This window comes from Agromyces sp. NPDC004153 (assembly GCF_053603635.1).
In genome coordinates this window covers 1066219-1091794 of record NZ_JBSGFY010000001.1, presented here as the reverse complement: position 1 = coordinate 1091794, position 25576 = coordinate 1066219, and the positions used below count along the sequence as shown (strand labels likewise).

Annotated in this window: 25 protein-coding genes; 15 read left to right on the top strand and 10 right to left on the bottom strand. The window is 72.4% G+C overall.

The genetic code is table 11. The features are described from left to right. Positions 1–59 precede the first annotated feature (59 nt). From nusG to rplA, 3 genes are all read left to right on the top strand, one after another. Positions 60–986, top strand: coding sequence for a transcription termination/antitermination protein NusG (nusG, locus tag ACWEOH_RS05145; RefSeq protein WP_148732538.1), 927 nt, complete (start codon positions 60–62; stop codon positions 984–986). A 151-nt stretch (positions 987–1137) separates the two neighbouring features. Beyond that, positions 1138–1566: a 50S ribosomal protein L11 gene (gene rplK / locus ACWEOH_RS05140; protein ID WP_148732537.1), complete on the top strand. Its 429-nt coding sequence runs from the start codon at positions 1138–1140 to the stop codon at positions 1564–1566. 145 nt (positions 1567–1711) lie between these two features. After that, a complete protein-coding gene (gene rplA / locus ACWEOH_RS05135) occupies positions 1712–2401 on the top strand; it encodes a 50S ribosomal protein L1 (RefSeq protein ID WP_452028825.1) in 690 nt (229 codons plus the stop codon). Between the two features lie 56 nt (positions 2402–2457). On the opposite strand, the gene ACWEOH_RS05130 is transcribed toward rplA, so the two are convergent. Both ACWEOH_RS05130 and ACWEOH_RS05125 read right to left on the bottom strand, forming a co-directional pair. Further along, positions 2458–2817, bottom strand: coding sequence for an SPW repeat domain-containing protein (locus ACWEOH_RS05130; RefSeq protein ID WP_148732535.1), 360 nt, complete (start codon positions 2815–2817; stop codon positions 2458–2460). 138 nt (positions 2818–2955) lie between these two features. After that, positions 2956–3225 carry an acylphosphatase gene (locus ACWEOH_RS05125; protein WP_452028824.1) on the bottom strand — a complete coding sequence of 90 codons (270 nt, stop codon included), beginning with the start codon at positions 3223–3225 and terminating at the stop codon, positions 2956–2958. A 66-nt stretch (positions 3226–3291) separates the two neighbouring features. Between ACWEOH_RS05125 and ACWEOH_RS05120 the strand changes: the two genes are divergently transcribed. Both ACWEOH_RS05120 and ACWEOH_RS05115 read left to right on the top strand, forming a co-directional pair. Further along, positions 3292–4911, top strand: a complete 1620-nt coding sequence (locus ACWEOH_RS05120) for a LuxR C-terminal-related transcriptional regulator (protein WP_452028822.1) — start codon at positions 3292–3294, stop codon at positions 4909–4911. Positions 4912–5018: 107 nt separating this feature from the next. Further along, complete coding sequence (locus tag ACWEOH_RS05115; protein WP_452028820.1) at positions 5019–5657, top strand: iron chaperone; 639 nt, start codon at positions 5019–5021, stop codon at positions 5655–5657. Positions 5658–5660: 3 nt separating this feature from the next. On the opposite strand, the gene ACWEOH_RS05110 is transcribed toward ACWEOH_RS05115, so the two are convergent. Continuing rightward, positions 5661–6461: an alpha/beta fold hydrolase gene (locus ACWEOH_RS05110; RefSeq protein WP_452028818.1), complete on the bottom strand. Its 801-nt coding sequence runs from the start codon at positions 6459–6461 to the stop codon at positions 5661–5663. Between the two features lie 95 nt (positions 6462–6556). After that, on the bottom strand, positions 6557–8080 hold the full coding sequence (locus ACWEOH_RS05105) for an APC family permease (RefSeq protein ID WP_452028816.1): 1524 nt from the start codon (positions 8078–8080) through the stop codon (positions 6557–6559). Positions 8081–8303: 223 nt separating this feature from the next. On the opposite strand from ACWEOH_RS05105, the gene ACWEOH_RS05100 reads away from it, so the two are divergent. Further along, positions 8304–9938 carry a LuxR C-terminal-related transcriptional regulator gene (locus ACWEOH_RS05100; RefSeq protein ID WP_452028814.1) on the top strand — a complete coding sequence of 545 codons (1635 nt, stop codon included), beginning with the start codon at positions 8304–8306 and terminating at the stop codon, positions 9936–9938. Positions 9939–10028: 90 nt separating this feature from the next. Beyond that, a complete protein-coding gene (locus tag ACWEOH_RS05095; RefSeq protein WP_452028812.1) occupies positions 10029–11174 on the top strand; it encodes a flavin-containing monooxygenase in 1146 nt (381 codons plus the stop codon). A 101-nt stretch (positions 11175–11275) separates the two neighbouring features. Here ACWEOH_RS05095 and ACWEOH_RS05090 read toward each other — a convergent pair whose 3' ends face one another. The 3 genes from ACWEOH_RS05090 to ACWEOH_RS05080 all read right to left on the bottom strand — a co-directional run bounded on the left by ACWEOH_RS05090 (position 11276) and on the right by ACWEOH_RS05080 (position 14266). Continuing rightward, on the bottom strand, positions 11276–12640 hold the full coding sequence (locus tag ACWEOH_RS05090; protein ID WP_452028810.1) for an NAD-dependent succinate-semialdehyde dehydrogenase: 1365 nt from the start codon (positions 12638–12640) through the stop codon (positions 11276–11278). Between the two features lie 95 nt (positions 12641–12735). Beyond that, positions 12736–13515 (bottom strand): PDC sensor domain-containing protein, encoded by a 780-nt coding sequence (locus ACWEOH_RS05085; RefSeq protein ID WP_452028808.1) that lies wholly within the window; start codon positions 13513–13515, stop codon positions 12736–12738. Continuing rightward, positions 13496–14266, bottom strand: a complete 771-nt coding sequence (locus ACWEOH_RS05080) for a FadR/GntR family transcriptional regulator (RefSeq protein WP_452028806.1) — start codon at positions 14264–14266, stop codon at positions 13496–13498. The genes ACWEOH_RS05085 and ACWEOH_RS05080 overlap by 20 nt, the downstream gene beginning before the upstream one ends. A 115-nt stretch (positions 14267–14381) precedes the next feature. Here ACWEOH_RS05080 and ACWEOH_RS05075 point away from each other — a divergent pair, with 115 nt between their 5' ends. Genes ACWEOH_RS05075 through ACWEOH_RS05060 form a run of 4 tightly spaced genes read left to right on the top strand, consistent with a single transcriptional unit; the run spans position 14382 to position 18598 of the window. Continuing rightward, a complete protein-coding gene (locus tag ACWEOH_RS05075) occupies positions 14382–15617 on the top strand; it encodes a CaiB/BaiF CoA transferase family protein (RefSeq protein ID WP_452028804.1) in 1236 nt (411 codons plus the stop codon). Further along, entirely contained in the window at positions 15614–16804 is a 1191-nt protein-coding gene (locus ACWEOH_RS05070) for an acyl-CoA dehydrogenase family protein (protein WP_452028802.1), read from the top strand. The genes ACWEOH_RS05075 and ACWEOH_RS05070 overlap by 4 nt, the downstream gene beginning before the upstream one ends. Continuing rightward, the gene (locus ACWEOH_RS05065) at positions 16804–18303 is read left to right on the top strand and encodes an aldehyde dehydrogenase (NADP(+)) (protein WP_452028800.1); all 1500 of its coding nucleotides are present in this window, start codon (positions 16804–16806) and stop codon (positions 18301–18303) included. Before ACWEOH_RS05070 ends, ACWEOH_RS05065 begins: the two co-directional genes overlap by 1 nt. A gap of 37 nt (positions 18304–18340) precedes the next feature. After that, entirely contained in the window at positions 18341–18598 is a 258-nt protein-coding gene (locus ACWEOH_RS05060; protein ID WP_148732523.1) for a hypothetical protein, read from the top strand. 62 nt (positions 18599–18660) lie between these two features. Here ACWEOH_RS05060 and ACWEOH_RS05055 read toward each other — a convergent pair whose 3' ends face one another. After that, positions 18661–18990, bottom strand: a complete 330-nt coding sequence (locus ACWEOH_RS05055; RefSeq protein ID WP_452028798.1) for a hypothetical protein — start codon at positions 18988–18990, stop codon at positions 18661–18663. 300 nt (positions 18991–19290) lie between these two features. On the opposite strand from ACWEOH_RS05055, the gene ACWEOH_RS05050 reads away from it, so the two are divergent. The 4 genes from ACWEOH_RS05050 to ACWEOH_RS05035 all read left to right on the top strand — a co-directional run bounded on the left by ACWEOH_RS05050 (position 19291) and on the right by ACWEOH_RS05035 (position 22512). After that, entirely contained in the window at positions 19291–20112 is an 822-nt protein-coding gene (locus ACWEOH_RS05050) for an amino acid ABC transporter substrate-binding protein (RefSeq protein ID WP_452028796.1), read from the top strand. 59 nt (positions 20113–20171) lie between these two features. Beyond that, the gene (locus ACWEOH_RS05045) at positions 20172–20837 is read left to right on the top strand and encodes an amino acid ABC transporter permease (RefSeq protein WP_452028794.1); all 666 of its coding nucleotides are present in this window, start codon (positions 20172–20174) and stop codon (positions 20835–20837) included. A 97-nt stretch (positions 20838–20934) separates the two neighbouring features. Then, entirely contained in the window at positions 20935–21687 is a 753-nt protein-coding gene (locus tag ACWEOH_RS05040) for an amino acid ABC transporter ATP-binding protein (protein ID WP_452031856.1), read from the top strand. A gap of 30 nt (positions 21688–21717) precedes the next feature. Further along, positions 21718–22512 (top strand): Pr6Pr family membrane protein, encoded by a 795-nt coding sequence (locus ACWEOH_RS05035; protein WP_452028793.1) that lies wholly within the window; start codon positions 21718–21720, stop codon positions 22510–22512. Here the strand turns inward: ACWEOH_RS05035 and ACWEOH_RS05030 are convergent. Beyond that, positions 22409–23962, bottom strand: a complete 1554-nt coding sequence (locus tag ACWEOH_RS05030) for an FAD-dependent oxidoreductase (RefSeq protein ID WP_452028791.1) — start codon at positions 23960–23962, stop codon at positions 22409–22411. The two genes, ACWEOH_RS05035 and ACWEOH_RS05030, sit on opposite strands and share 104 nt — an antisense overlap. A 154-nt stretch (positions 23963–24116) precedes the next feature. Beyond that, complete coding sequence (locus ACWEOH_RS05025) at positions 24117–25526, bottom strand: aminotransferase class III-fold pyridoxal phosphate-dependent enzyme (protein ID WP_452028789.1); 1410 nt, start codon at positions 25524–25526, stop codon at positions 24117–24119. Between the last annotated feature and the right edge of the window lie 50 nt (positions 25527–25576).

Sequence of the window (25576 nt, the reverse complement as noted above, 5' to 3'; positions counted from 1 at the left end):
GGGCGCGGCCCCGGTGACCGGAGGCGCCGACGGCGCACGGAAGCAAAGGATTGAGAGAAGTGGCAAGGATCGAGCGCGAAGACGTCGACTGGGCGACGGCTGCCGAGCAGTCGTCTGAGGACGACGAAGTGCAGGAAGGCTCGCCCAACGAGCACGACGAGGAGTCGGTCGAGGCGGCCGAGCACCGCGCCGTGCACATCGTCGACGACGAGGGCAACGACATCGACCTCGACGCCGTGCTCGACGCCATGGCCGAGGCCGCCGACCCCGAGGCCGACGCGGTCGTCGACGACGCCCTCGAGATCGACTCGGAGGACGAGGTCCTCGCGGCCGCCGAGGCGACCGCCGAGGAGGCCGAGGAGACCCACGACCCCTACGAGGAGTTCCGCGCCGAACTGCGCTTCCTCCCGGGCAAGTGGTACGTCATCCACTCCTACGCGGGCTTCGAGCGCCGCGTGAAGGCGAACATCGAGCAGCGCCGCGAGTCGATGGCGATGGCCGACTACATCTTCCAGGTCGAGGTGCCGATGGAGGACGTGGTCGAGATCAAGAACGGCCAGCGCAAGATGGTCACCCGCGTGCGCATCCCCGGCTACGTGCTCGTGCGCATGGACCTCAACGAGGAGAGCTGGTCGGTCATCCGCCACACTCCCGGTGTCACCGGCTTCGTCGGCAACGCGCACAACCCCACGCCCCTCCGCTTCGAGGAGGCCTTCGGCATGCTGAAGAGCCTCGTCGAGATCAAGGACGTCGCCCCCGCCCGCGGGGCGAAGGCCGGTGCCGCCGCCGGTGCCGCCCGCGCCATCCCGGCCGAGGTCGACTTCGAGATCGGCGAGACGATCACGATCAAGGACGGCTCGTTCGCGGGCCTGCCCGGCACGATCAGCGAGATCAAGCCCGAGAGCGGCAAGCTCACGGTGCTCGTCTCCCTCTTCGAGCGCGAGACCCCGGTCGAGCTCAGCTTCGACCAGGTCACCAAGCTCTAAGAGCTCACAGAACCCACGCAGCGACCCTCCGGTATACTCGGGGGGTTGTGCTGCGTCCAGCACACAGACCACCGCAGCCCGGATCCGCCGGAACCTGCGGGAGAGTGCCCCGATCGATTCGGTCGGGCGTTCGAACAGGAAGAGAGAAATCATGGCACCGAAGAAGAAGGTCACTGGTCTGATCAAGCTTCAGATCAACGCCGGCGCCGCCAACCCGGCCCCGCCCATCGGCCCGGCCCTGGGTCAGCACGGCGTGAACATCATGGAGTTCTGCAAGGCCTACAACGCGGCCACCGAGTCGCAGCGCGGCAACGTGATCCCCGTCGAGATCACGGTCTACGAGGACCGCTCGTTCACCTTCATCCTGAAGACCCCGCCCGCCGCCGAGCTCATCAAGAAGGCCGCCGGCGTGCCCAAGGGCTCCGGCGTCCCGCACACCACCAAGGTGGGCAAGCTCACGCAGGACCAGGTCCGCGCGATCGCCGAGCAGAAGATGGTCGACCTCAACGCGAACGACCTCGACGCCGCCTCGAAGATCATCGCCGGCACCGCCCGCTCGATGGGCATCACGGTCGAGTAATCCCCTCGGTGGTCGAGGAGCGCCGGCGAAGCCGACGCGTATCGAGACCCCACGGATGCCCCGTCGCGGCATCCGACCTTCAGAACTCTCATTCGTGGCAGCGCCCGCCAGGCGCGATGACCACACTCTCTCGAGGAGAAGCAACATGGCACAGAAGTCCAAGGCCTACCGGGCCGCGGCCGAGAAGATCGAGGCCGGCAAGTACTACACCCCGACCGACGCCGTCGCCCTGGCGAAGGAGACCGGTTCGGCGAAGTTCGACTCGACCGTCGAGGTCGCGCTGAAGCTCGGCGTCGACCCCCGCAAGGCCGACCAGATGGTGCGCGGCACCGTCATCCTCCCGCACGGCACCGGCAAGACCGCTCGCGTCATCGTGTTCGCGACCGGCCCCGCCGCCGAGGCCGCGATCGCGGCCGGCGCCGACGAGGTCGGCGGCGCCGAGCTCATCGAGAAGGTCGCCGGCGGCTACACCGCGTTCGACTCGGCCGTCGCCACCCCCGAGCTCATGGGCCAGGTCGGGCGTCTCGGCAAGGTCCTCGGCCCGCGCGGCCTCATGCCGAACCCCAAGACCGGCACCGTGACCCCGAACCCGGCCAAGGCCGTCGAGGACATCAAGGGCGGCAAGATCGAGTTCCGCGTCGACAAGCACGCCAACGTGCACTTCGTCGTCGGCAAGGCCTCGTTCTCGCAGGACCAGCTCAACGACAACCTCAAGGCCGCCCTCGAGGAGGTCGTGCGCCTCAAGCCGTCGAGCGCCAAGGGCCGCTACATCCAGAAGGGCGCCGTGTCGACCACGTTCGGCCCCGGCATCCCGCTGGACGTCAACGCGATCTGAGATCCACCACGAAGGGCCCGCCGGTTCGCCGACGGGCCCTTCGTCGTTCCCGATCGTCAGTGGGTGATCGCGTCCTGGTGGGCCCGCATGCTGGGCCGGATGGCGAGTGCGGCGACGATCACGACGACCGCTCCGCCGATCCAGGACATCCACGCCGCACCGAAGGTCATCGGATCGGCGTAGCCGCCGATCCACGGCGAGATGATGAGCAGCACGCCGAGGGCGCCCTGCACGTACTCCATCGCGACGAGGCCCGGCATCGCAAGGTTGACGAGCCCCGAGACGATGAGCAGCGCGCCGAGCGTCACCATGATCGCGACCGATGCGCCCATCGGCGGCACGAACAAGGTCGACAGTGCCACGGCGAGACCGGCGGCGATGGCCACCCAGTCCTCCCATCGCGTCCACTTCTTCATAGAAACCAGCCTCCTCACGGGTCGGTGGCTCCCAAAGCGGGGGTCGACTTAACGGTACGACCGCCGGGGTCGCGCGGCAATCGTGACTGATCAGGCAATCGGGCTCGTCGACGGGCGACGAGGTCGTGCGGCCTCCGCTCAGAAGCCGATGCGGAAGCCCCGATCGCCGGTGGGTTCGACCTCGGTGACGTCGGTGCCCTGCACGACGGCACCCCGCGGACCCTGCGCGAGCCAGTCGAGCATCGCCTGCACGGATGCCGCGTCGCCCTCGACCTCGGCTTCGACCGTGCCGTCGGAGCGGTTCCGCACCCAGCCGGCGACCCCGAGGCGGTCGGCCTCGAGCTGCGCGGAGTAGCGGAAGCCCACGCCCTGGACCCCGCCGTGCACGATCACCCGCCTGCGGATCACCCCTCCAGCGTACGATGACGAGTGCCGGCGTCGGGCCACGGCGGACCGCACCCGGCTGGGGGCGACATGACGTCGAGCGCACTCGAGGCGGGCCGCGCGGCCGCGGCGGTGCGGCGCTGGGCGGAGGCGTACGAGCGGCTCTCGGTCGCGGACGCGGTCGACGGCCTCGGCGCGACCGACCTCGAGCTGCTCGCGGAGGTCACGCTGCTCCGCGGAGAGCCCCAGGAGGCGGTCGACGCGCTGTCGCGCGCGTACGAGGCGCACCTCTCGGCGGGCAGAACCGACCGGGCCGCCCGCGCGGCGGGATGGCTCTCGCTGTGGCTGATCGAGCTGGGCGACTTCTCGCGCTGCGTCGTCTGGGCCTCTCGAGCGATGCACCTCGTCGAGGCCATGGACCATCCGGGTGCGCTCGCAGGGTTTGTCCGCCTGGCGCCCACGGTGGCGCAGCTCGGCAGCGGCAACCCTGCCGAGGCGAGGCGCATCAGCGAGGAGGTCCTCGCGATCGGCGAGCAGGCGGACGATCGCGAGCTCATCGCGAACGCGTCGCTGTGCCTCGGGAAGTCGCTCATCGAGCTGGGCGAGGTCGCCGAGGGATTCGGCTGCTTCGACCGCGCCATGTCCTCGATCGCCGCGGGCGAGGTCACGCCCGTGGCATCCGGCGTCGTCGCCTGCGCGGTGATCTCGGACGCGCTCATGGCCTCCGACCTCGACCGCGCTGCGGCCTGGACGGCGGCCCTCGACGAGTGGTGCCGAGGCCAGCCCGAGCTCGTGACGTTCAGCGGGCAGCGCCACGCCCTCGAGGCCGCCCTCCTGATCACGCGCGGGGCCTGGGCCGAGGCCGACACGGCCGCCGAGCTCGCGCTCTCGCGTTTCCGCGCCGGCGACTACCGGGCGGTCTACGGCGCGCCGTACCAGCTCGCCGAGCTCGCACGCCTGCGCGGCGCGTTCCACTCCGCCGAGGCCGCGTACCGGCGGGCCGGCGAGTCGGGGTGGGAGCCGCAGCCCGGTCTCGCGTTGCTCCACCTCGCCGCCGGGCGCACCCGACAGGCGCAGGACGAGATCCGGCGCAGCGCCGCGGGCGTCGATCCGTTCACCCGGCGGTACCTGCTGCCGGCCGTCGTCGAGATCGAGCTCGCAGCGGGCGACGTCGGAGCGGCTCGCCGCGCGGTCGACGAGCTCCACGAATCGGGCCGGCTGATGACGACGCCGACGCTCGAGGCGCTGGTCGCGGCCGGCGAGGCACGCGTGCTCCTGGCCGAGGCCGATGCGCGTGCTGCGCTCGATGCGGCACGCGCCGCCATTGAGGCCTGGCGGACGGTCGGCGCGGGCTACGAGTTCGCACGCAGCCGCGTGGTGGCGGGACGAGCGCTGGCGGCGCTCGGCGATCGCGATGCGGCCGAGGCCGAGTTCCGCAGCGCCCGGGAGGTGTTCCGTGCACTCGGCGCCGACCCCGCGCTCGCGGAGCTCGCCGCACTGACGGGGGATCGCCCGGCCGGCGCGCTCACCGCACGCGAGGTCGAGGTGCTCCGCCTGGTCTCGACGGGCCTCACCAACCGAGCCATCGGCGAGCGGCTCTCGCTGAGCGAGAAGACCGTCGCACGGCACCTCAGCAACATCTTCGGCAAGCTCGGCCTCTCGTCGCGCGCCGGCGCGACCGCCTACGCGTACGAGAACGGGCTCGTCTGATCCGGGCGCGGCATCCGTCTGCATCGAATGACCCATGCCCGCGGGACCGCGAAGTTGGGCGCTTCGGCCGACGCGGCGGGCGGATGCCCCGGCCTACCGTTGCCGCCATGGACATCCCGTTGGTCGCCGGCACGGTCTCGACCGTGGCCTTCGCGGTCAGCAACCTGCCGATGCTGCGCAAGGCGCTGCGCACGCGGGACGTCTCCTCGTACAGCGTCTCGAGCATGGCCATCATCAACACCGCGAACGCCATCTACTCGCTCTACGTGTTCAGCCTGCCGATCGGCCCGATCTGGGCGCTGCACACGTTCTACCTCGTCTCGTGCGGCATCATGCTCGTGCTCTGCCTGCGGGCGGCGCGTCGCACCCCCGGCGTACCATGTGACGACATGGGGGAGATGAGCGACTACATCGCGGGGCTCGAGGAGCCCGAGCGCGACCTGATCGAGCGGATCCGGGCGAGGGCCGTGTCACTCGTGCCGGAGGCGGTCGAGGGCGTGAGCTACGGCATGCCGGCGCTGCGATACCGCGACTCGCCGCTGCTCAGCCTGATGTCCACGAAGGACCACATCGGCCTCTACCCGTTCAGCCCCGAGGTCGTCTCGTCGGTGGAGGGCGAGCTCCACGGTTGGTCGTGGTCGAAGGGCACCATCCGGTTCACGCCCGAGCATCCGCTGCCCGAGTCGCTCGTGGATCGCATCATCCTGCTGCGCCGCGACCAGATCGACGCCGCGAAGAAGCGCTGACGCCTACGCGGCGGCCTCGTCGCCGAGGTCGTCGAGGAATCGCTCGACGGCGCGGATGAACTCGGCCTCGCCGCAGCAGTCGTGGCCGAGGCCCGCGAGCTCCACGAGCCGCGCATTCGGGATCGCCTGCGCGATCGCGAGCGCCGCCGAGAACGGGCTGCGCCGGTCGGCGCCGCCGTGCACGACGAGCGTGGGCACGTCGATCAGGTGGAGGCACGAGCGCAGGTCGAGTCGGCCCAGGGCCTCCAGCATCGCCGCGGTCGTCTGCGGCCGCCACTCGAGCAGGGCGGCGCGGGCCGACGCCAGGCGCTCGGGCGAGGCATCCGCCCGGAATGCGCCCTGCAGGAACTCCTCCGCCCACTCGGCCACCGGCAGGTCGGCCGTGGCCTCGAAGTCGTGGATGCGCCGCTCCACCTCGGTGGCCGGGAGCGACCCGGCCCAGCCGGCGTAGGGTCCGGCGAGGATGAGGCCCCGAGCGAGGCGGGGATGGTCGCGCACCGCGAGCAGGGCGAGCACGGATCCGAGGGAGAGCCCGCAGATCACGGGACGGTCGAGACCGAGCGTGTCGACGAAGCCCGCGATCGCGCCCGACCAGTCCTCGTCGGTCCAGCCCTCGGGCACGTCGGAGGAGCCGCCGCAGCCCGGGGCGTCCCACGCGACGACGTCGGCGCGATCGGCGAGCCGCTCCGATTCAGCGGTCCAATCGCGCGAGTCGCCGAAGGCGCCGTGAAGGAACAGGAGCGGGACGCCGTGTCCGCTCCGGCGATAGGCGAGGTCGAGGCCGTCGACCCGCACGGTGCGCATGCCGCCACGGTAGCGCTGCGCCACGCGCGACGGCCACGAACGACGGACGAGCGGTCGCGGCGTCCCCCTGCCGCGACCGCTCGTCCGCCGTCGGTTCAGTTCACGATGGAGGGCGCCTCGGCGAACTCGCCGCGGTGCGCCCTGAGGCGGTCCGCGACCTCGATCGCGTCGCCGGCGGGCGCGTCCGACTTGCGGTCGGGGCGCGCGAGGAAGAGGTACGCGAAGCCAGTCGCGAGCACGACGCCGAGACCGATGAGGACCACCCAGTCGGTGAAGAAGTCACCCGAAGCGCCGGGAGCCGCGAGCAGGTACATCGCGAAGATCCCATACCCGAGCGCGAGGACGTTCACCACGATGCCCCAGCGGCCGAGCGAGAACGGGCCGGCGGGCTTCCAGCCGCGGAAGCGCTGCCGCAGCGATGCGAGCACGACCATCTGGAAGGCGACGTAGATGCCGAGCACTGCGAACGCCGTGACGGGGTAGAGCAGGTCGGCGTTCAGCCAGACCAGGACCGCGATGAGCGCGGGCACCGTGCAGGCGACGATGAGCGCGTTGGTCGGGACCTTGCTGCGCTCCGACACCTTCGACAGCCAGCGGTGACCTGGGAGCATCCCGTCGCGTGCGAAGGAGAACAGGAGGCGGCTCGCGGCGGCCTGCAGGCTGAGCACGCACGACAGGAAGGCCGTGATCGCGACGACGAGGAACAGCTTCGCCCCGACCGGGCCGAGCGTCGACTCGAGGATCGCGGGGATCGGGTCGGCGTCCTCGCCGGAGACGATGGCCTGCAGGTCGGGCGCCGCGAGCACGTAGCCGCCGAAGGAGAACAGCGCGGAGACGCCGCCGACGAGGATCGTCAGGATCATCGCCTTCGGGATGCGTCGTGCCGGGTTCTCGACCTCCTCGGCGACGTCGCCGCACGCCTCGAAGCCGTAGAAGAGGAACAGGCCGGCGAGCGCGGCACCGATGAAGGCCGGCAGGTAGCTGCCGTCCCCCTGCACGCCCATCGTGTCGAAGAAGATGCTGAACTCCTGCTTGCGCTGGAAGATCAGCAGGTACAGGCCAAGGCCGATGACGCCGATGAGCTCGGCCGCGAGGCCGATGCGCGCGACGCGGGCCAGCCACTTCGTGCCGGTGAAGTTGATCGCGAGCGCGATGAGCAGCAGGGCGAGGGTGAGCACGAGCCCCGTGGTCGGATTCGCTTCGACGCCGAACAGGCTCGCGGCGAAGCCCGACCCGTACTCGGCGACGGCGGTGATCGTCACGATCATGGCCCAGATGTAGACCCACGCGGCCATCCAGGCGTAGCGGCGACCCCACAGGCGGCGTGCCCACGGGTAGATGCCGCCGTGGATCGGGTACTGGGACACGACCTCGCCGAACACGAGCGAGACCAGCAGCTGTCCGGCGCCGACGATGACGATCCACCAGATGGAGGGCGGTCCGCCGACGGTGAGCGCGAGCGCGAAGAGCGAGTAGACGCCGACGAGCGGCGACAGGTAGGTGAAGCCGAGGGCGAAGTTCGCCCAGAGGCTCATGGAGCGGTTGAACTCGTCCTGGTAGCCGAGGACGTTCAGGTGCTCGCCGTCGCCGAGGTCGGCGGGCTTGGCGGGTTCGGACATCGTGACCTTTCGTGATCGTCGTTGATCGCGTCCGCCCACCCGGACGCCAGTCGGTTGCGCCAGCATGCCATACCTTCGGCGCTAAAGCTATAGCACCGGATGATTATCTCCCGCAGCGTTGCCGCGCCGTGCGCGCGGGGCTAGCCTGAGGCTGGGCGTCGGTCGGAGTCGACGGTCTCCCGACCTCGTGCGCGGTCGTCGCCGTCACCTCCCGGGAGGCGTCATGGACGCGTCGACCGCCCTCGACCGAGGACGCACCGCCTACCTCGAACACCGCTGGACCGACGCCGTCATCGGCCTCGATGCGGCGGATCGCGCGACGGCGACCACCGCACTCGACCTCGAGCAGCTGGCGACCGCGGCCCTCCTGGTCGGACGGTTCGAGGAGAGCGTCGAGTGGCGCACGCGGGCCCACGAGGCGTTCCTGGCCGATGGAGACCTGGACGACGCCATCCGCTGCGCGGTCTGGCTCGGGATGGAGTTCATGTACGTCGGGCAGCTGGCGCAGGGCGGCGGCTGGTTCGCGCGGGCGCAGCGACTGCTGGAGGAGCATCCCGACGGTCGCCCCGACCACGGGTTCCTCTTCATCCCCGAAGGGCTGGCGGCCCTCTACGGCGGCGACGGCGCGCGCGCGGCGGCATCGTTCTCCCGCGCGGCGGAGCTCGCCCGCACGGCGAAGGACGCCGACCTCGTCGCGCTCGGCGAGCTCGGCATGGGCCAGTCGGAGATCATGCTCGGCCGGTCGGCGGAGGGTCTCGCCCGGCTCGACGAGGTGATGGTGGCCGTCACGGCCGGTGAGCTCTCGCCCGTTCCCTCGGGCATCGTCTACTGCGAGGTCCTGCAGTGCTGCCGGCAGACGTTCGACGTGCGGCGCGCACACGAGTGGACCCGTGCGCTCGACCGGTGGTGCGCCGAACGGCCGGACATGGTCGCGTTCAGCGGGCAGTGCCACTCGCACCGGGCCGAGCTCTTCCTCCTGCACGGCGCCTGGGCGGACGCGCTCGCCGCAGCGGAGCTGGCGCGGGAGCTCTCGGAGCTCGGCGACCCCAACGGCATGTTCGGGGCGTGCTACCAGATCGGGGAGGTGCATCGGCTGCGCGGTGAGCCGGATGCCGCGGCGGCGGCGTACGAGCAGGCCGCACGCACGGGCTTCGAGCCGCAGCCCGGCCTCGCCCTGCTGCGGCTGGCACAGGCGGAGCCCGACGTGGCGCGCGCCATGGTCGTCGCCGCGGCGGAACGACTGGATCCGGCGGAGCGCCGCTGGCTGCTCCCCGCGACCGTCGAGATCCAGCTCGGCGTGGGCGACGTCGCCGCCGCGCGTGCGGTGGCCGACGAGCTGCGGGAGCTGAGCCGGTCGAGCCCGATGCCGATGCTGCTGGCGGTCGTCGAGCAGGCCGACGCGGCCGTGCGGCTCGCCGAGGGCGATGCTCGTGGCGCGCTGACGGCGTCGCGGCGGGCATGGGCTCGCTGGCGTGACCTCGACGTCCCCTACGAGGCGGCCCGGTGCCGGCTGATCGCGGCCAGGGCCTGCCGGGCCCTCGACGACGAGGCATCCGCAGCGATGGAGCTCGACGCGGCGCGCGTCGTGCTCGCCGACCTCGGCGCCGGGCAGGCGCTCTCTGCGGCGGAGGCCGAGTGGTCGGCCGAACCGACGGCGCAGCCGGGCGGGCTGTCCGCCAGGGAGGCCGAGGTGCTGCGGCTCGTGGCGGCAGGCGAGACCAACCGCGAGATCGCGAGCGACCTCTTCCTCAGCGAGAAGACCGTCGAGCGGCACCTCAGCAACATCTTCGGCAAGCTCGGCGTCTCCTCGCGGTCGGCCGCGACCGCGTTCGCGTTCCGGCACGGCGTCGCCGACTGAACCGGATGGGTGGTATCCCCGACGACCGCGCTCGCGGAATGGGAGATCCTCTCGACGCGGATCGCGTGGCGCCGCCGTACCGTCCGGTGCATGAACGAGACACCTGACCACACGGACACCACCGGCCGCACACTCGACACCGTCGTCATCGGCGGCGGGCAGGCCGGCCTGGCGATCGCCTACCACCTGGCGCAGCAGCACCGCGACTTCGTGGTCCTCGACGCGCACGAGCGCATCGGCGACGCGTGGCGCCGGCGCTGGGACTCCCTGCGCCTGTTCACGCCCGCGAAGCTCGACGGACTCACGGGTATGCCGTTCCCGGGCGACCGGCTCGGGTTCCCGACGAAGGACGAGCAGGCCGACTACCTCGAGGCCTACGCCGCCCGGTTCGAGCTCCCGGTGCTCACCGGGGTGCACGTCGACCGAGTCGCCCGCGACGGCGACCGCTTCGTCGTCGAGGCGGGCGCACGCCGCTGGCTCGGCCGGAACGTCGTGCTCGCCACCGGCGGCCACCAGGCGCCGCGCGTGCCCGGGTTCGCGCTGGGGCTGGCGGCATCCGTGCTGCAGCTGCACTCGAGCGCGTACCGCGGTCCCGAACAGCTCCGCCCCGGTGCGGTCCTGGTGGTGGGGATCGGCAACTCGGGAGCCGAGATCGCGCTCGACGTCAGCGGCGCGCACGCCACCACCGTCGCGGGAACCCCGTCCGGTGAGTTCCCCCTGCGGCATGGGCGCGCGTTCGCGAGGTGGGGCGCGCCCATCCTGCGCTTCGCCGGGACGCGCGTCCTCTCGCTCGGCACGCCGATCGGTCGTCGCGTGCTGCCGAAGCTCGCCGGCCACGGCGCTCCGCTGATCCGCACGAAGCTCGCGGATCTCGACGCGGCCGGCGTCTCGCGCGTGGGGCGGGTGACGGGCGTCGCCGACGGGAGGCCGGTCGCGGACGACGGCCGCGTGCTCGACGTGGCGAACGTCATCTGGTGCACGGGGTACGACGACGACTTCGGCTGGGTCGACCTCCCCGCCTTCGACGAGTCGGGGCGCCTACGCCAGTACCGGGGCGTCGTCGACGCCGTTCCCGGGCTCTACGCCATCGGGATGGACTTCATGTACGCCATGGCCTCCGCGACGCTGCCCGGCGTGTCGCGCGACGCCGCCCACCTCGCCCGGATGATGCGCGCACGGCGCTCGGACGCATCGGCGACCACCGACGTCACCGACGCAGCCTCGACGAGGTCGTGACGAACGCGACGAGCCCCCGACCGGAACGGTCGGGGGCTCGTGCGTGCGGATCTCGAGACGCGCCCCGCTTCCAGCGGGCGCTCCTCGACCACCGGAGGGCGTCAGCCGATGCGGATCATCTTCTTGTTGACGAACTCGTCGGCGCCGAAGCGGCCGAGCTCGCGGCCCGAGCCCGAGCGCTTCACGCCGCCGAAGGGCAGCTCCGCGCCGTCGGCCAGCACGAGGTTGACGAACACCATGCCCGCCTCGATCGCGTTCGCGACACGGTCGGCCTGCGCGGCGTCGGTCGTGTAGACGTAGGAGCCGAGGCCGAACGGGATGTCGTTCGCGATGCGGACCGCGTCGCCCTCGTCGGTCGCACGGTACACCTGCGCGACCGGGCCGAAGAACTCCTCCTTCGACGCGGGGTTGTCGGCGGAGACATCCGTCAGCACCGTCGTCTGGAAGAACGCGCCGTCGCGCGTGCCGCCGTGCACGAGCGTCGCGCCGTGCTCGACCGCGCGCTTGACCTGCTCGTCGAGGCCCTCGGCCGCCTTCAGCGACGACAGCGGGCCGAGCGCCGAGTCCGACGAGGTCGGGTCGGTCGCCTCGACCTCGGCGATCTTCGCGGTGAACTTCTCGAGGAACGGCTCGTACAGTTCGTCGATCACGATGAAGCGCTTCGCCGCGTTGCACGACTGGCCGCTGTTGTCGAGGCGTGCGTCGACCGCGTTCTGCACAGCAGAGTCGAGGTCGTCGGTCGACAGCAGGATGAACGGGTCGGAGCCGCCGAGCTCGAGCACGACCTTCTTCAGGTGACGGCCCGCCACCTCGGCGACCGCGGCGCCGGCGCGCTCGGAGCCCGTGAGCGAGACGCCCTGCACGCGCGGGTCGGCGATGACGGTCTCGATCTGGGCGTGCGACGCGTAGATGTTGACGTACGCGCCCTCAGGGAAGCCCGCGTCGGCGAAGATCTGCGCGATGGCGGCGGCCGACTCGGGGCACTGCTCGGCGTGCTTGAGCAGGATCGTGTTGCCGATGATGAGGTTGGGGCCGGCGAAGCGGGCCACCTGGTAGTACGGGAAGTTCCACGGCATGACGCCGAGCAGCACGCCCAGCGAGGAGCGACGGATCACCGCAGAGCCGTCGCCCGCGAGGAGCGACACCGGCTCGTCCTTCAGGAACTCGGCCGCGTTGTCGGCGTAGTAGCCGTAGATGTCGCCGGCGAAGTCGGCCTCGGCGAGGGCCTGCTCGATGGGCTTGCCCATCTCGCGCACGATGATCTCGGCCAGCTCCTGGCGGCGCTCGACGTGCAGCTCGCCCACGCGGCGGATGAGCGCGGCACGCTCCTCGACCGTGGTCGACTTCGACCAGGTACGGTGCGCCTCGGCGGCGGCGGCGATGGCGGCCTCGAGCTCGGCGTCGGTGATGGTCGGGAACGTCTTGACCGTCTCGCCGGTGGCGGGGTTGGTCACGGCATAGCTCATGGGAGTTCTCTCCTTCTCAGGTGCACACACGCGGGAGAGTCCGTCTGCCGCGGTGCAGTCGCTCGTCCGTCAAAGATATACCACTGAATGATTGATCACGAACCGGATGCCGCGGGCCGCACGCGCACGGCGAACGGCGTGCCGGCGCACGGCACCGTCTCGGCCCCCGGGCCCGCCAGCTGGCCGACCTGCAGCGCCGGCTCGGTGGAGAGCACGACCCGGCCGTGCTCGTTCACGAGCGCGAGCGGATCGTCGACGTCGAGGAACGTGGCGAGCAGCGCACGCTCGAGCGTGCGCACCGCGACGTCGGCGCCGACGACGCCGACCATGCGCTCGCCGTCGGCGTCGTGCACGGGCATCGTGAGCGTGAGGATGTAGTCGCACGTGCAGAGGTGGTCGACGTAGGGGCCGGTCACGTGCGCGTGCCGCGTGGTCGCCGGGATGCGGTACCACTCGAGGGCGCGGAAGTCGCGGAGGTACTCGGTGTAGCCGCGCGTCGACAGGTCGAGCCGGGTGGGTCCGTCGGTGGAGCCGAGCACGGGGTTGTCGTCGAGGGGGCCCAGCCACCACGCGAAGTGCACGCCCTTGCCGCGCACCACCTCCCCGTCGGCGATGAACCCCGCGCCGACGAGCATCGGGTCGGCCTCCTCGAGCCGCGGGAGCACGAGGTCGGCCACGGTCGCGTCGAGCGTCGCCGGGCGGACCTCGCCGCGCGCGGCGCCGCTCGTGCTGCCGGCCGCGCCGACCGCGCCCGCAGCACTCACGCTCGCGGCCAGCAGCTGCTCGATCGGCGTGCGCCACGCGGCGAGCTGGTCGAACACGCCGCGGAACACCTCGCTGACGGCGTCGGCGACCTCAGTCGGCGTGCGGCTCATCGAGCGCACCCCCTCGCTCGACGCGGGCCTTCGCGGCGAGCAGCCGACGCGCGAGCATCGCGACGAGCTCGCCCGCCGCCTCGCGGGCCCGCACCGCCCGGTGCCGCGCCACCGCCCGCACGATGCGCTGGTTCAGGTCGGCGACCTCGTCGCGGGCACCCTCGTCGGCGAGGCCGAGCAGGAGCAGCGGCCCGAACTCGGCCTGCAGCCGGATCTGCTCGCGCACGAGCCGCGCCGACTGGCTGAGCACCGCGAGCTCGAGCAGGAACCCGCCCTGGTTGGTGCGCGCCGCGGCGGCGGTGGAGAAGTCGGCGTTGCGGAGCCAGCCCGCGAGGTTGGCCGCATCGTCGTCGGACGCGCGCTCGGCCGCCCGCTCGGCGGCGCCCGCGAGGATCGCGCCGAAGTACACCGCCATGTCGCTGAGCTCGACCTGGGCGAGCCCGCGGAGCCGGGCCGTGAGGATCGTGCGGTGCTCGACGTCGTCGTGCACCACGAAGCTGCCGCCCTCGCGACCGCGTCGGGTCTCGACGAGGCCGGCGTCGCGCAGGATGCCGAGGCCCTCGCGCACGGTGATGAGGGCGACGCCGAAGCGGCGGGCGAGCTCGGGCTCGCTGGGGAGGCGCTCGCCGGGGTCGAGCACCCCGAGCACGATGCCGTCGGTGAGGCGCTGGGCGACCTGCTCGGCACGCCCGGCGTCGGCCAACTGGGCGAACACGGCTTCGCGCGCCCCGGGACCGACCCTCGTCTCCATGGGACCACGTTAGCCGAGGGGTGCGCCCGCGGCGGGCGCCGCGCGGAAAAAAGATTCGATATAGGATGAATCCGGCGCGCCCCGCTGGGCCGCATCATGCGAAGGCGGATGATCCATGACCGAGTCGACCCGGGCGATGCCGCGCGGCGCGCTCGCCGGCGTGCGCGTCGCGGACTTCTCCCGCGTGCTCGCCGGCCCCTACGCCACCATGACCCTGGCCGACTTCGGCGCCGACGTGATCAAGGTCGAGTCGCCGGCGGGCGACGACACCCGGCACTGGAAGCCGCCTGTCGACGCGGCGGGGGAGGCCACGTACTTCGGCAGCGTGAACCGCAACAAGCGGTCGGTGGCGCTCGACCTCGCCACGGAGTCGGGGCTCGCCGAGGCGCGTCGGCTCGCGGCATCCGCCGACGTCGTGGTCGAGAACTTCCGCCCCGGCGTCATGGACCGGTTCGGCCTGTCGTACGAGGAGGTTCGCGCCGCGAACCCCGGGGTCGTGTACTGCTCGATCACGGGCTTCGGCACGGGCGACGGGGCGACCCTCGCCGGCTATGACCTGCTCGTGCAGGCCGTCGGCGGGCTCATGTCGATCACCGGCGAGCCCGAGGGCGAGCCGTCGAAGGCGGGCGTCGCGCTCGTCGACGTGCTCTGCGGGCAGAACGCCGTGGCGGGCATCCTGCTCGCCCTGCGCGACCGCGACCGCACCGGCTTGGGCCAGCGCGTCGAGGTGAACCTGCTGCAGAGCCTCCTCTCGGCGCTCACGAACCAGGCGGCCTCGACCCTCGCGACCGGACGGGCGCCCCGACGGCTCGGCAACCGGCATCCGAGCATCGCGCCGTACGCCGTGTTCCCCGCCGCCGACCGCGACCTCGTGATCGCCGTCGGCAACGACCGGCAGTTCCGCGCGCTCGCCGGGCTCCTCGGCGTGCCGGCGCTCGCCGACGACCCCCGCTACGCCGCGAACGAGGCCCGCGTGGCGCACCGCGACCTGTTGCACGCCGAGCTCGAGGGCGCGCTCGCCGCGGCATCCGCCGACCACTGGGTGCGCGCGCTGACCGACGCCGGCGTGCCCGCCGGGCTCGTGAACGACGTCGCCGAGGCCATCGCGTTCGCCGAGTCGCTCGGGCTCGAGCCCGTCGTCGAGCTGGGCGCGAGCCGTACCGTCGCGAACCCCATCGGCCTCTCGCAGGCCGCCCCCGACTACCGCACGCCCCCGCCGCGGCTCGACGAGCACGCCGGCGCCGACTGGCTTGCGCGCGACCCGCGCGAGCCGCGCGACCCGCGCGAGCCGCGCGACCCGCGCGAGCCGCGCGACCGTGAGACTCCCCGTGAGAAAGGACCCACCGCATGACCACGGCCCCACGCCTCGACGAGGTCTTCGACCTCGACGGACTGCTCACCGACGAGGAGCGCGACTGGCAGCAGCGCGCCCGCGCCTTCGCGCAGGAGCGCATCCTCCCGATCATCGAGGAGGACTTCGAGCAGCGGCACTTCCGCCGCGAGCTCGTGCGCGAGCTCGGCGAGCAGGGCTTCCTCGGCATGCACCTCGAGGGGTACGGCTGCGCGGGCGCCGGCGCGGTGAGCTACGGCCTCGTCTGCCTCGAGCTCGAGGCCGCCGACTCGGGCTGGCGCACGTTCGTCTCGGTGCAGGGGTCGCTCGCGATGAGCGCGATCCGCCGCTACGGCTCCGAGGAGCAGAAGCAGCGGTGGCTGCCGGGCATGGCGAAGGGCGAGCTCATCGGATGCTTCGCCCTCACCGAGCCGCAGGGCGGCTCCGACCCCGCGGCGATGACCACCGTCGCGCGCCGCGACGGCGACGAGTGGGTGCTCGAGGGCGCCAAGCGCTGGATCGGCCTCGCGTCGCTCGCCGATGTCGCCGTCGTGTGGGCGCGCGTCGAGGATGCTGCGTACGGCGACGGCGGGGCCGCCGTGCGCGGCTTCCTCGTGCCGACCACGACGGCCGGGTTCACCGCGACGCCCATCGAGGGCAAGCTCTCGATGCGCGCCTCCGTGCAGTGCGACGTCGAGCTCGACGGGGTGCGCGTACCGGCCGATGCGATCCTGCCCGGGGCATCCGGACTCTCGGGGCCCTTCGGCTGCCTCAACGAGGCCCGGTACGGCATCGTCTGGGGAGCGATGGGCGCCGCCCGGTCGTGCTTCGAGGCTGCGCTCGAGCGCTCGCGCGAACGCGAGGTGTTCGGCAAGCCGATCGGCGCGAACCAGCTCACGCAGGCGAAGCTCGCCGACATGCTCCTCGAGCTCGAGAAGGGAATCCTGCTCGCCCTCCACCTCGGGCGGCTCAAGGAGCAGGGCCGCCTCACGCCCGCGCAGATCTCGGTCGGCAAGCTCAACAGCGTGCGCGAGGCGCTCGAGATCGCGCACCAGGCCCGCACGATCCTCGGCGGCGACGGCATCACCGACGCCTACCCGGTCATGCGGCACGCGGCCAACCTCGAGTCGGTGCGCACCTACGAGGGCACCGACGAGATCCACCAGCTCATCCTCGGCCGCGCCCTCACGGGGCTGAACGCGTTCTGATGAGCGGCCGTCACACCGTCGCCGTCGACGCGACGACCGCGGCCTCGGGGGAGGTCGACGCGGCCGTGCGCGCCGCCGCGGCATCCGGCGTCGACCGATCGACCCGCGCCGAGCGCGCGACCTGGCTGCGGGCGCTCGCCGACGCGATCGAGCACCACCGCGACGAGCTCGTCGGCCTCGCGCACGACGAGACCCACCTCTCCGAGGCGCGACTCGGCGGCGAGGTCGTGCGCACGGCCACCCAGCTGCGCTTCTTCGCCGGCGTCATCGAGGAGGGCTCCTACCTCGAGGCGGCGATCGACCCGCCCGATGCGCGGCTCATCCCGCCGCGCCCCGACCTGCGACGGATGCTGCGGCCCATCGGCACCGTCGCGGTGTTCGCAGCGTCGAACTTCCCGTTCGCGTTCTCGGTGCTCGGCAACGACACCGCGTCGGCCCTCGCCGCCGGATGCCCCGTCGTCGTGAAGGCGCATCCGGGGCATCCGCTGCTCTCACGACATGTGGCCGAGGTCGCCCGGCTCGCGCTCGTCGAGGTGGGCGCACCCGCCGATGCGCTCTCGGTGATCGAGGGACTCGACGCGGGCGTGGAGCTCGTGGGGCATCCGCTCGTGGCCGCGGTCGGCTTCACCGGCTCGCTGCGCGGCGGACGCGCGCTCTTCGACCTCGCCGCGGCGCGGCCCGCGCCCATCCCGTTCTACGGGGAGCTCGGCTCGCTCAACCCCGTCGTCGTCACGCGGGCGGCGGCCGCCGGCGACGTCGAGGGCGTCGCGACCGGACTCGCGGGCTCGTTCACCCGCGACGGCGGCCAGTACTGCACGAAGCCCGGGCTCGTGTTCGTGCCGGCCGACGCCGGCTTCGAGGAGGCGCTGTGCGACGCGCTCGGCACGGTCGGCTCGCAGCGGCTGCTCACCGACGGCATGGCGACCGCCTTCGCCGACGGCGCCGCCCGGCTGGCCGGCCTCGACGATGCCGAGATCGTCTGGCGCGGCGCGGCCGAGGGTGCGGATGCCGCGGCCACCGTCGTCGCGACCGATGCGCCCGCCCTCACCGCCGCACCGGACGCGTGGCTGCAGGAGTGCTTCGGGCCGCTCACCGTGCTCGTGCGCTATCGCGACGACGACGACCTCGACGCCACGCTCGCGTCGCTCGAGGGCAGCCTCACCGCGTCGATCCACCACGCACCGGGTGAAGACGTGACCGCCCTCGCCGAGAAGCTCGAGCGCGTCGCCGGGCGACTCGTGTTCAACGGCTGGCCGACGGGCGTCGCGATCGCCTGGGCGCAGCACCACGGCGGCGGCTGGCCCGCCACGACGGCGTCGGTGCACACCTCCGTCGGCGCGACCGCGATCCGCCGGTTCCTCACGCCCGTGGCGTACCAGGACGCGCCCGCCGAGGTGCTGCCGCCGGAGCTGCGCGACGGGAACCCGCTCGGGATCCCGCGGCGTGAGGACGGCGTGCCGACACCACGTGGACACCGTGGCGACACTTCGCCCGAGTAGGCATAACATCGTTGATGCAACGAAGCAAGGAGCACCGATGAAGGCAATGGAGCCTCGTCTCACCCGTGCCGTCGTGGAGTGGACCGGCTGGGGCAGCACGCCCCGTCCCGCCCGCGACGACGCCAGGGTCATCGCACGGTTCGGCGGGGTCGCCGGACCGGCACTCGCCAAGGCGGCCCGCACCCTCGAGGCCGACTACGCCGCGTCCTCCTCGGAGTTCCGGCTGCGGCATCCCGAGCTCGGCGGCGACGCCGTCGACGCGCTCGCCTGGAGCGCGGCCTACGATCGCGGCTGACCCGCGCATGACGCGAGGCGGCCGCCCCCGCCGGGGACGGCCGCCTCGTCGCGTGCCCGGGCTCAGTTGATCCCGGGGATCACCAGCCAGCGGTTCACGAGGACCACCCACACGACCACAAGCACCAGCGCGATGATCGTGAGGGTTCGGCCCGTGCGCCCGCCCGCGAACATGGCGACCGCGAGCACGACGAGCGTCGCGATGCCGAGCACGAGCGATCCCCACGGGATGCCGGGCACGAACAGCGACAGCAGGAACAGTCCGGCGACGATGACCTCGATGATGCCGACGACGGTGGAGCCGCCGCGCGCGCGGAGTCGCCAGATGCCGTCGACCAGGGCGAGGACGCCACCGGCGAGGGCGATGAGCAGGAGCCAGGACAGCGTGATCATGGGTTCCCTTCGGGTTGGTGTGGGGGGCACCGCGACGCGGGAGGGGACTCCCACGACGCGGCCAGCGTAGCGACGGGCGCGATCGGCGCGGCAGGGCTTGCGTGCGACACGCCGTGCCGTGTATGCCGCGGCCCGCATGAGCCCCGAGGGCGGGACATCCGTCCCGTTCTCGCGAGCGGCGGAATGCAACGCGGAGTCATGGGGTTTCCCCTCGGGGTCGCCCGCGTGCTGGACTGGTTCCGCCCAGGGCGACGAACGAACGCCCGCCGGGCCTCGACATTCCCCACGAAGGAGTACCACATGACCCGCGCCCGCCGCGCCCGCACCCTGCTCGGCCTCGCCGCAGCCTCCGCCGCACTCATCGCCCTCGCCGCCTGCTCGAGCGGCGCACCCGCGGCGAGCGACAGCGCGGAGGGCGGCGACGAGTACGGCCTGCTGAAGGCGGGCACGCTCACCGTCGCCACCGAGGGCACGTACCGTCCCTTCAGCTTCCACGAGGACGGCTCGGGCGACCTGGTCGGCTACGACGTCGAGCTGGCCGAGGCCGTCGCCGAGAAGCTCGGCCTCGACGTCGAGTTCCAGGAGACCCAGTGGGACGCGATCTTCGCGGGCCTCGACGCTGGCCGCTTCGACGTGATCGCGAACCAGGTCTCGATCAACCCCGAGCGCGAGGAGCAGTACCTCTTCAGCGAGCCGTACACCGTCTCGCCCGGTGTCATCGTCGTGAACGAGGGCGACTCGTCGATCTCGAGCTTCGACGACCTCGCCGGCAAGACCACCGCGCAGTCGCTCACGAGCAACTGGTACGAGCTCGCTCAGGAGTCGGGCGCGAACGTCGAGGCCGTCGAGGGCTGGGCGCAGGCCGTCTCGCTCCTCCAGCAGGGCCGGGTCGACGCGACGATCAACGACAAGCTCACCTTCCTCGACTACGTGAACACGACGCCCGACGCGGCGATCGAGGTCGCCGCGGAGACCGACGACCCGTCGCTCAGCGCACTCACGTTCACGAAGGACAAGCAGGCCCTCGTCGACGCCGTGAACGGCGCGCTCGCGGAGCTGCGCGAGGAGGGCGTGCTCGCCGAGCTCGGCGAGAAGTACTTCGGCGCCGACGTCTCCGAGTAGGTGAGCCCGTCACCGGGTAGGGTGGCGGCGCGGCGGATGCCGCCGGAGGGAGGCTCCCCGTGAACGAGGACCTGCAGCTCTTCCTTGAGTCGTTCTGGCCCATCGTCTGGGGCGGCATCACGGGGACGATCCCGCTCGCGCTCATCTCCTTCGCGATCGGGCTCGTGCTGGCGCTCGGCGTCGCGCTCATGCGGCTGTCGCGGAACCGCGTGGTCTCGGGCATCGCCCGGTTCTACGTGTCGGTCATCCGCGGCACGCCGCTGCTCGTGCAGCTGTTCGTGATCTTCTACGGGCTGCCGGCCATCGGCGTCGTGATCGACCCGTGGCCGAGCGCGATCGCGGCGTTCTCGCTGAACGTGGGCGGGTACGCCGCCGAGGTCATCCGGGCCGCCATCCTCTCGGTGCCCAAGGGCCAGTGGGAGGCGGGCTACACGATCGGGATGTCGAACGCGAAGACGCTGCGGCGCATCATCCTGCCGCAGGCGGCGCGCGTATCCGTGCCGCCGCTGTCGAACACGTTCATCTCGCTCGTGAAGGACACGTCGCTCGCCTCGCTCATCCTCGTCACCGAGCTGTTCAGGGTGGCGCAGCAGATCGCGGCGTTCAGCCAGCAGTTCATGCTGCTCTACCTCGAGGCCGCGCTCATCTACTGGCTGTTCTGCCTCGCGCTGTCGTCGGGGCAGAATGCCCTCGAGAGGAGGCTCGACCGCCATGTCGCACACTGATCCTGGGGGTCGCGACGGCAACGGTGACGAGCCGGTTCCCGCGGGCGGTTCCGCGGGCGACGACGCGCTCGCGCCCGAGACGCCGGCCGACCACACGATGGTGCTCACCGCGCGCGGCATCCGCAAGTCGTTCGGGAAGAACGAGGTGCTGCGCGGCGTCGACCTCGAGGTGCGCCGCGGCGAGGTCGTGGCCCTCATCGGACCGAGCGGCTCGGGCAAGACGACCGTGCTGCGCTCGCTGAACGGACTCGAGACGCCCGACGCGGGCACCATCGCGGTCGACGGGGGTCCGTCGATCACGTTCGGCGCGCCCGTACCGAAGGCCGACCGGTTCGCGCTGCGCGACCGCTCGGCGATGGTGTTCCAGCACCACAACCTGTTCCCGCACATGACGGTGCTGCAGAACGTCATCGAGGGGCCGACGCAGGTGCAGCGCGTGCCGAAGGCCAAGGCGATCGCCGAGGCCGAGGCGCTCCTCGCCCGCGTGGGGCTCGCCGAGAAACGGGACGCCTACCCGTTCGAGCTCTCGGGCGGGCAGCAGCAGCGCGTCGGGATCGTGCGCGCCCTCGCGCTGAAGCCCATGCTCCTGCTCTTCGACGAGCCGACGAGCGCGCTCGACCCCGAGCTGGTCGGCGAGGTGCTCGCGGTCATCAAGGAGCTCGCCGAGGAGGGCTGGACGATGGTCATCGTGACGCACGAGCTCGGGTTCGCGCGCCAGGTGGCCGACGAGGTGCTGTTCCTCGACGGCGGGGTCGTCGTCGAGCAGGGTCCGCCGTCGCGGCTGTTCACCGCGCCGCGCGAGGAGCGCACGCGCCGGTTCCTCGACCGCATCCTGCGCCCGTTCGACTGACGTCGGAGTCGCGGGGCGTAGCGTTGACGCATGGCCGCCCGCACCCCCGGAGTCACCGCTCCGGGTTCGCGGGCCCGCGCGGACCCTGCTCCCGACGCCCGCCTGCCGGGCATGCGGCAGCGGCGCGCCCTCGGCGTCTTCCGCGTGCTCATCGCCGCGATCGAGGTCGTCGCGCTCATCGGCAACTACGAGTACGTGCTCGGATTCCGCTTCTTCGCCACAGCGAACTTCTTCAGCTACTTCACGATCCAGTCGGCGATGCTCGCCGTCGCGACGCTCGGGATCGCCGCCGCGTACGCCCTGCTCGCGCCGAACGACCCGCCGTGGCTCGGCGTGCTGCGCACCATGGTGACGGCGTACCTGCTCGTCTCGGGCATCGTGTTCGCGCTCATCGTGAGCCAGGCGTCGACGCGCGACTACCGCGTCGACGTGCCGTGGTCCGACACGCTCCTGCACTGGGTCGTGCCGGCGCTCGCGGTGATCGCGTGGACGACCGACAGCATCATGGCGGTGAACCCGCCCGTGCCGTGGTCGACGGTCGGCTGGGTGCTGGTCTACCCGTCGCTGTGGCTGCCCTACACGCTCTGGCGCGGCGCCGACGTCGGCTGGTACCCGTACTTCTTCCTCGACGAGGCGCAGGTCGGCGGCGCACTGGGGGTCGCGCTCTACTGCGCCCTCGTGCTCCTGATCTTCGTCGCGGTCACGGCGGTGCTCGTCGCCATCAACCGGGCGCTGTGGCGTAGGGCGCGAGCCCGGCGAGGATCACCTCGAGGAACTCCCGATCGTCGAGCGCTTCCAGTCGAGGTGCCTGTCCCGCCGCGATGACGCCGACGAGGATCGGCTCGCCGGTCTCCCGTCCGACGTCGAGCCAGGCGGCCACGGGCGACGGCGTGCCCACGAGGGTGAGCACATCGGGCACGGATGCCGCGGGCTCGACGGATGCCGCGTCGCCCGCGGCATCCGCCCCGCTGTCGCCACCGTCGGCGCCCTCGGTGCCGTCGGCTCCGGCGCCAGCGCGCCAGAACGCCTCGTCGAACCGCAGCCACACCACGTCGATCGCGCCCGTCTCGAGCACGGCGATCGCGCGCTGGTGGGCGTACGGCAGCGCGGGCGAGAACCGGAGGGTGTCGGACTTCAGCACCCCGAGCGGCACCGTCACGATCGCGCGGTCGACGGTGAGCGACTCGCCCGAGTCGAGCCGGAGGCTCACCCGGGTGTCGTTGTAGGCGATGCGCGTCACGACGCTCGAGACGGCGATGTCGACCTGGTCGGCGAGTCCGTCGAGCAGGTCGGAGAGGCGTCCGGTCACGAGCCGCGAGCCGGGCGGGAACGCGATGGTCGGCGCCGTCCGCGCGGAGACCCGGTTCGACGGCGCGCCCGTCGCGGGCTGCACCCCGCTCGAGATGGTGTGCGCGAGCCACGACGCCGGGCTCACGCCGTCGGGGCCGAGGTCCTGCGAGAGCGGGACGACGCCCGACTGCACGAGCGCGTCCGCGAGCGAGACGTCGCGGGGCGCGGCCTCGGCCCACGCGCGGGCGGTGGCGACCGCCTCGTCGCCCGTCGGCGGGATCGCCACGACGACGCCGTCGGCGGTGCGGGCCTCGACCACCCCGTCGAAGGCCAGAGTGTCGACGGATGCCGCGCCGAGCGCCTCGGCGAGCGGCTCCTCGTCGGGCACCAGCACGGGGCCGAGCTCGACCGGCCGGTCGAAGCCGTCGGCATCCACCGACCATACGCGCCCGCCGGCGCGGTCGCGCGCCTCGACGACGACGACCTCGAAGCCCTCCTCGACGAGGTGCACGGCCGCCGTGAGCCCGGCCATGCCCGCGCCGATCACGGCGATGCGCTCCCCGGGCTCGGCGGTGCGGGCGAGCTGCTCGGCCGCGGCGAGCCCCGAGTCGCGCGCGCCGGTGATGGTGCCCGGCGCATCGGGGGAGCAGGCCTCGCCGGCGATCCAGAGCCGGTCCTCGACGGGTTCGGCGAGCGACGACCGGAGCTCGGGGGTCGTGCCGACGCCGTCGAACGAGAACGCGCCGCGCGCGAACGGGTCGGAGCTCCAGCTCGAGCGCCGCATCGCCGTCGGCAGCGGGACGCCGTCGGGCACCGCCGGCGTCGGCGTGGGCGTGGGCGACGGGGTCGGGCTCGCGGTCGGCGAGCCGGTCGGGTTCGGCTGTCCCCAGGTGCAGCTCGAGAGGGCGACGGCGGCGATCCCCGAGAGCGACGCGGCGAGGAAGGTTCGCCGGGCCATGCCGCCCGACCCCGCCCGAGACTCCATGGGTTTCAGGCTAGTCGACGGGTTCTCGGCGGGTTGCGGAGGGCGCGCAGCGCCCGCCCACGCTGGTCGATCCCGAAATGCATGAGAATCCGCACTTCGGCGCCCCGTGGGCGCCTGTCGTGCGGATTCTCATGCGTTTCCGCCCGGCAGGACCTCAGCCCGTGACGTACCCGTCGGCCACGTCGAGCGCCTCGTCGATCACGTCGAGGCCGCGCACGAGCTCGTCCTCGGTGATGACGAGCGGCGGCGCGACGTGCATCCGGTTGAAGTGGATGAACGGCCAGAGGCCGGCCCGCTTGCACGCGGCCGCCACGGCCGCCATCGGCGCAGCATCCGGCCCCGACGCGTTGAACGGCACGAGCGGCGCGCGCGTCGCGGCATCCGCCACCAGCTCGATCGCCCAGAACAGGCCGAGCCCGCGCACCTCGCCGACCGACGGATGCCGCTCGGCCATCGCCCGCAGGCGGGGCTCGACGACGCGCGTGCCGAGGTCGCGCACGCGCTCGAGGATGCCGTCGCGCTCGAACACCTCGAACGTCGCGACGCCCGCCGCGCACGCGAGCGGGTGGCCGGAGTAGGTGAGGCCGCCCTGGAACGACACCGTGTCGAAGTGCGACGCGATGCGCTGCGAGATGACCACGCCGCCGAGCGGCACGTAGCCCGAGTTCACGCCCTTCGCGAAGGTGATGAGGTCGGGGGTCACGCCGAAGTGGTTCACGGCGAACCACTCGCCGACCCGGCCGAAGCCGACCATGACCTCGTCGGCGATGTAGACGATGCCGTACCGGTCGGCCAGCCGCCGCACGCCCTCGAGGTAACCCGGCGGCGGCACGAGCACGCCGTTCGTGCCGACGACGGTCTCGATGATGATCGCGGCGATGGTCGACGCGCCCTCGAGCGTGATGACCTGCTCGAGGTGCGCGAGCGCGCGCTCGGTCTCCTGCTCGGGGGTGTCGGCGTGGAACGACGAGCGGTACGGGTACGGCCCGAGGAAGTGCGCCACGCTGCCGTCGCTCGGCTCGTTCGCCCACCGGCGCGGGTCGCCCGTGAGCGAGATCGCCGTCGCCGTGCCGCCGTGGTAGCTGCGGTACATCGACAGCACCTTGCGGCGGCCGGTGACCGCGCGCGCCATGCGCACGGCGTACTCGTTGGCGTCGGCGCCGCCGTTGGTGAAGAACACCGTGTCGAGGTCGCCGGGTGCGACCTCGGCGATCCGGCGCGCGAGCTCGCCGCGCACGTCCGAGGCCATCGACGGCTGGATCGTCGCCAGCCGCCCCGCCTGCTGCTGGATCGCCGCGACGAGGTCCGGGTGCTGGTGCCCGAGGTTGAGGTTCACGAGCTGGCTCGAGAAGTCGAGGTACGCGTTGCCCGCGTAGTCCCAGAACGTCGAGCCCTCGCCCGCCGCGATGGGCAGCGGGTCGATGAGGGCCTGCGCGCTCCACGAGTGGAACACGTGGCCGCGGTCGTCGGCGCGCACCTGCGCCTCGGCCGCCGTGTCGGGCAGCGGATGCCGCGTGCCGCTCCGGTCGACGTACGTCGCCGTGTCGATCAGGGTGTCGGTCATGGTGGGGTCCTTTCAGGTCGGTCGTCGAGTAGCGCCGCCGCAGGCGACGC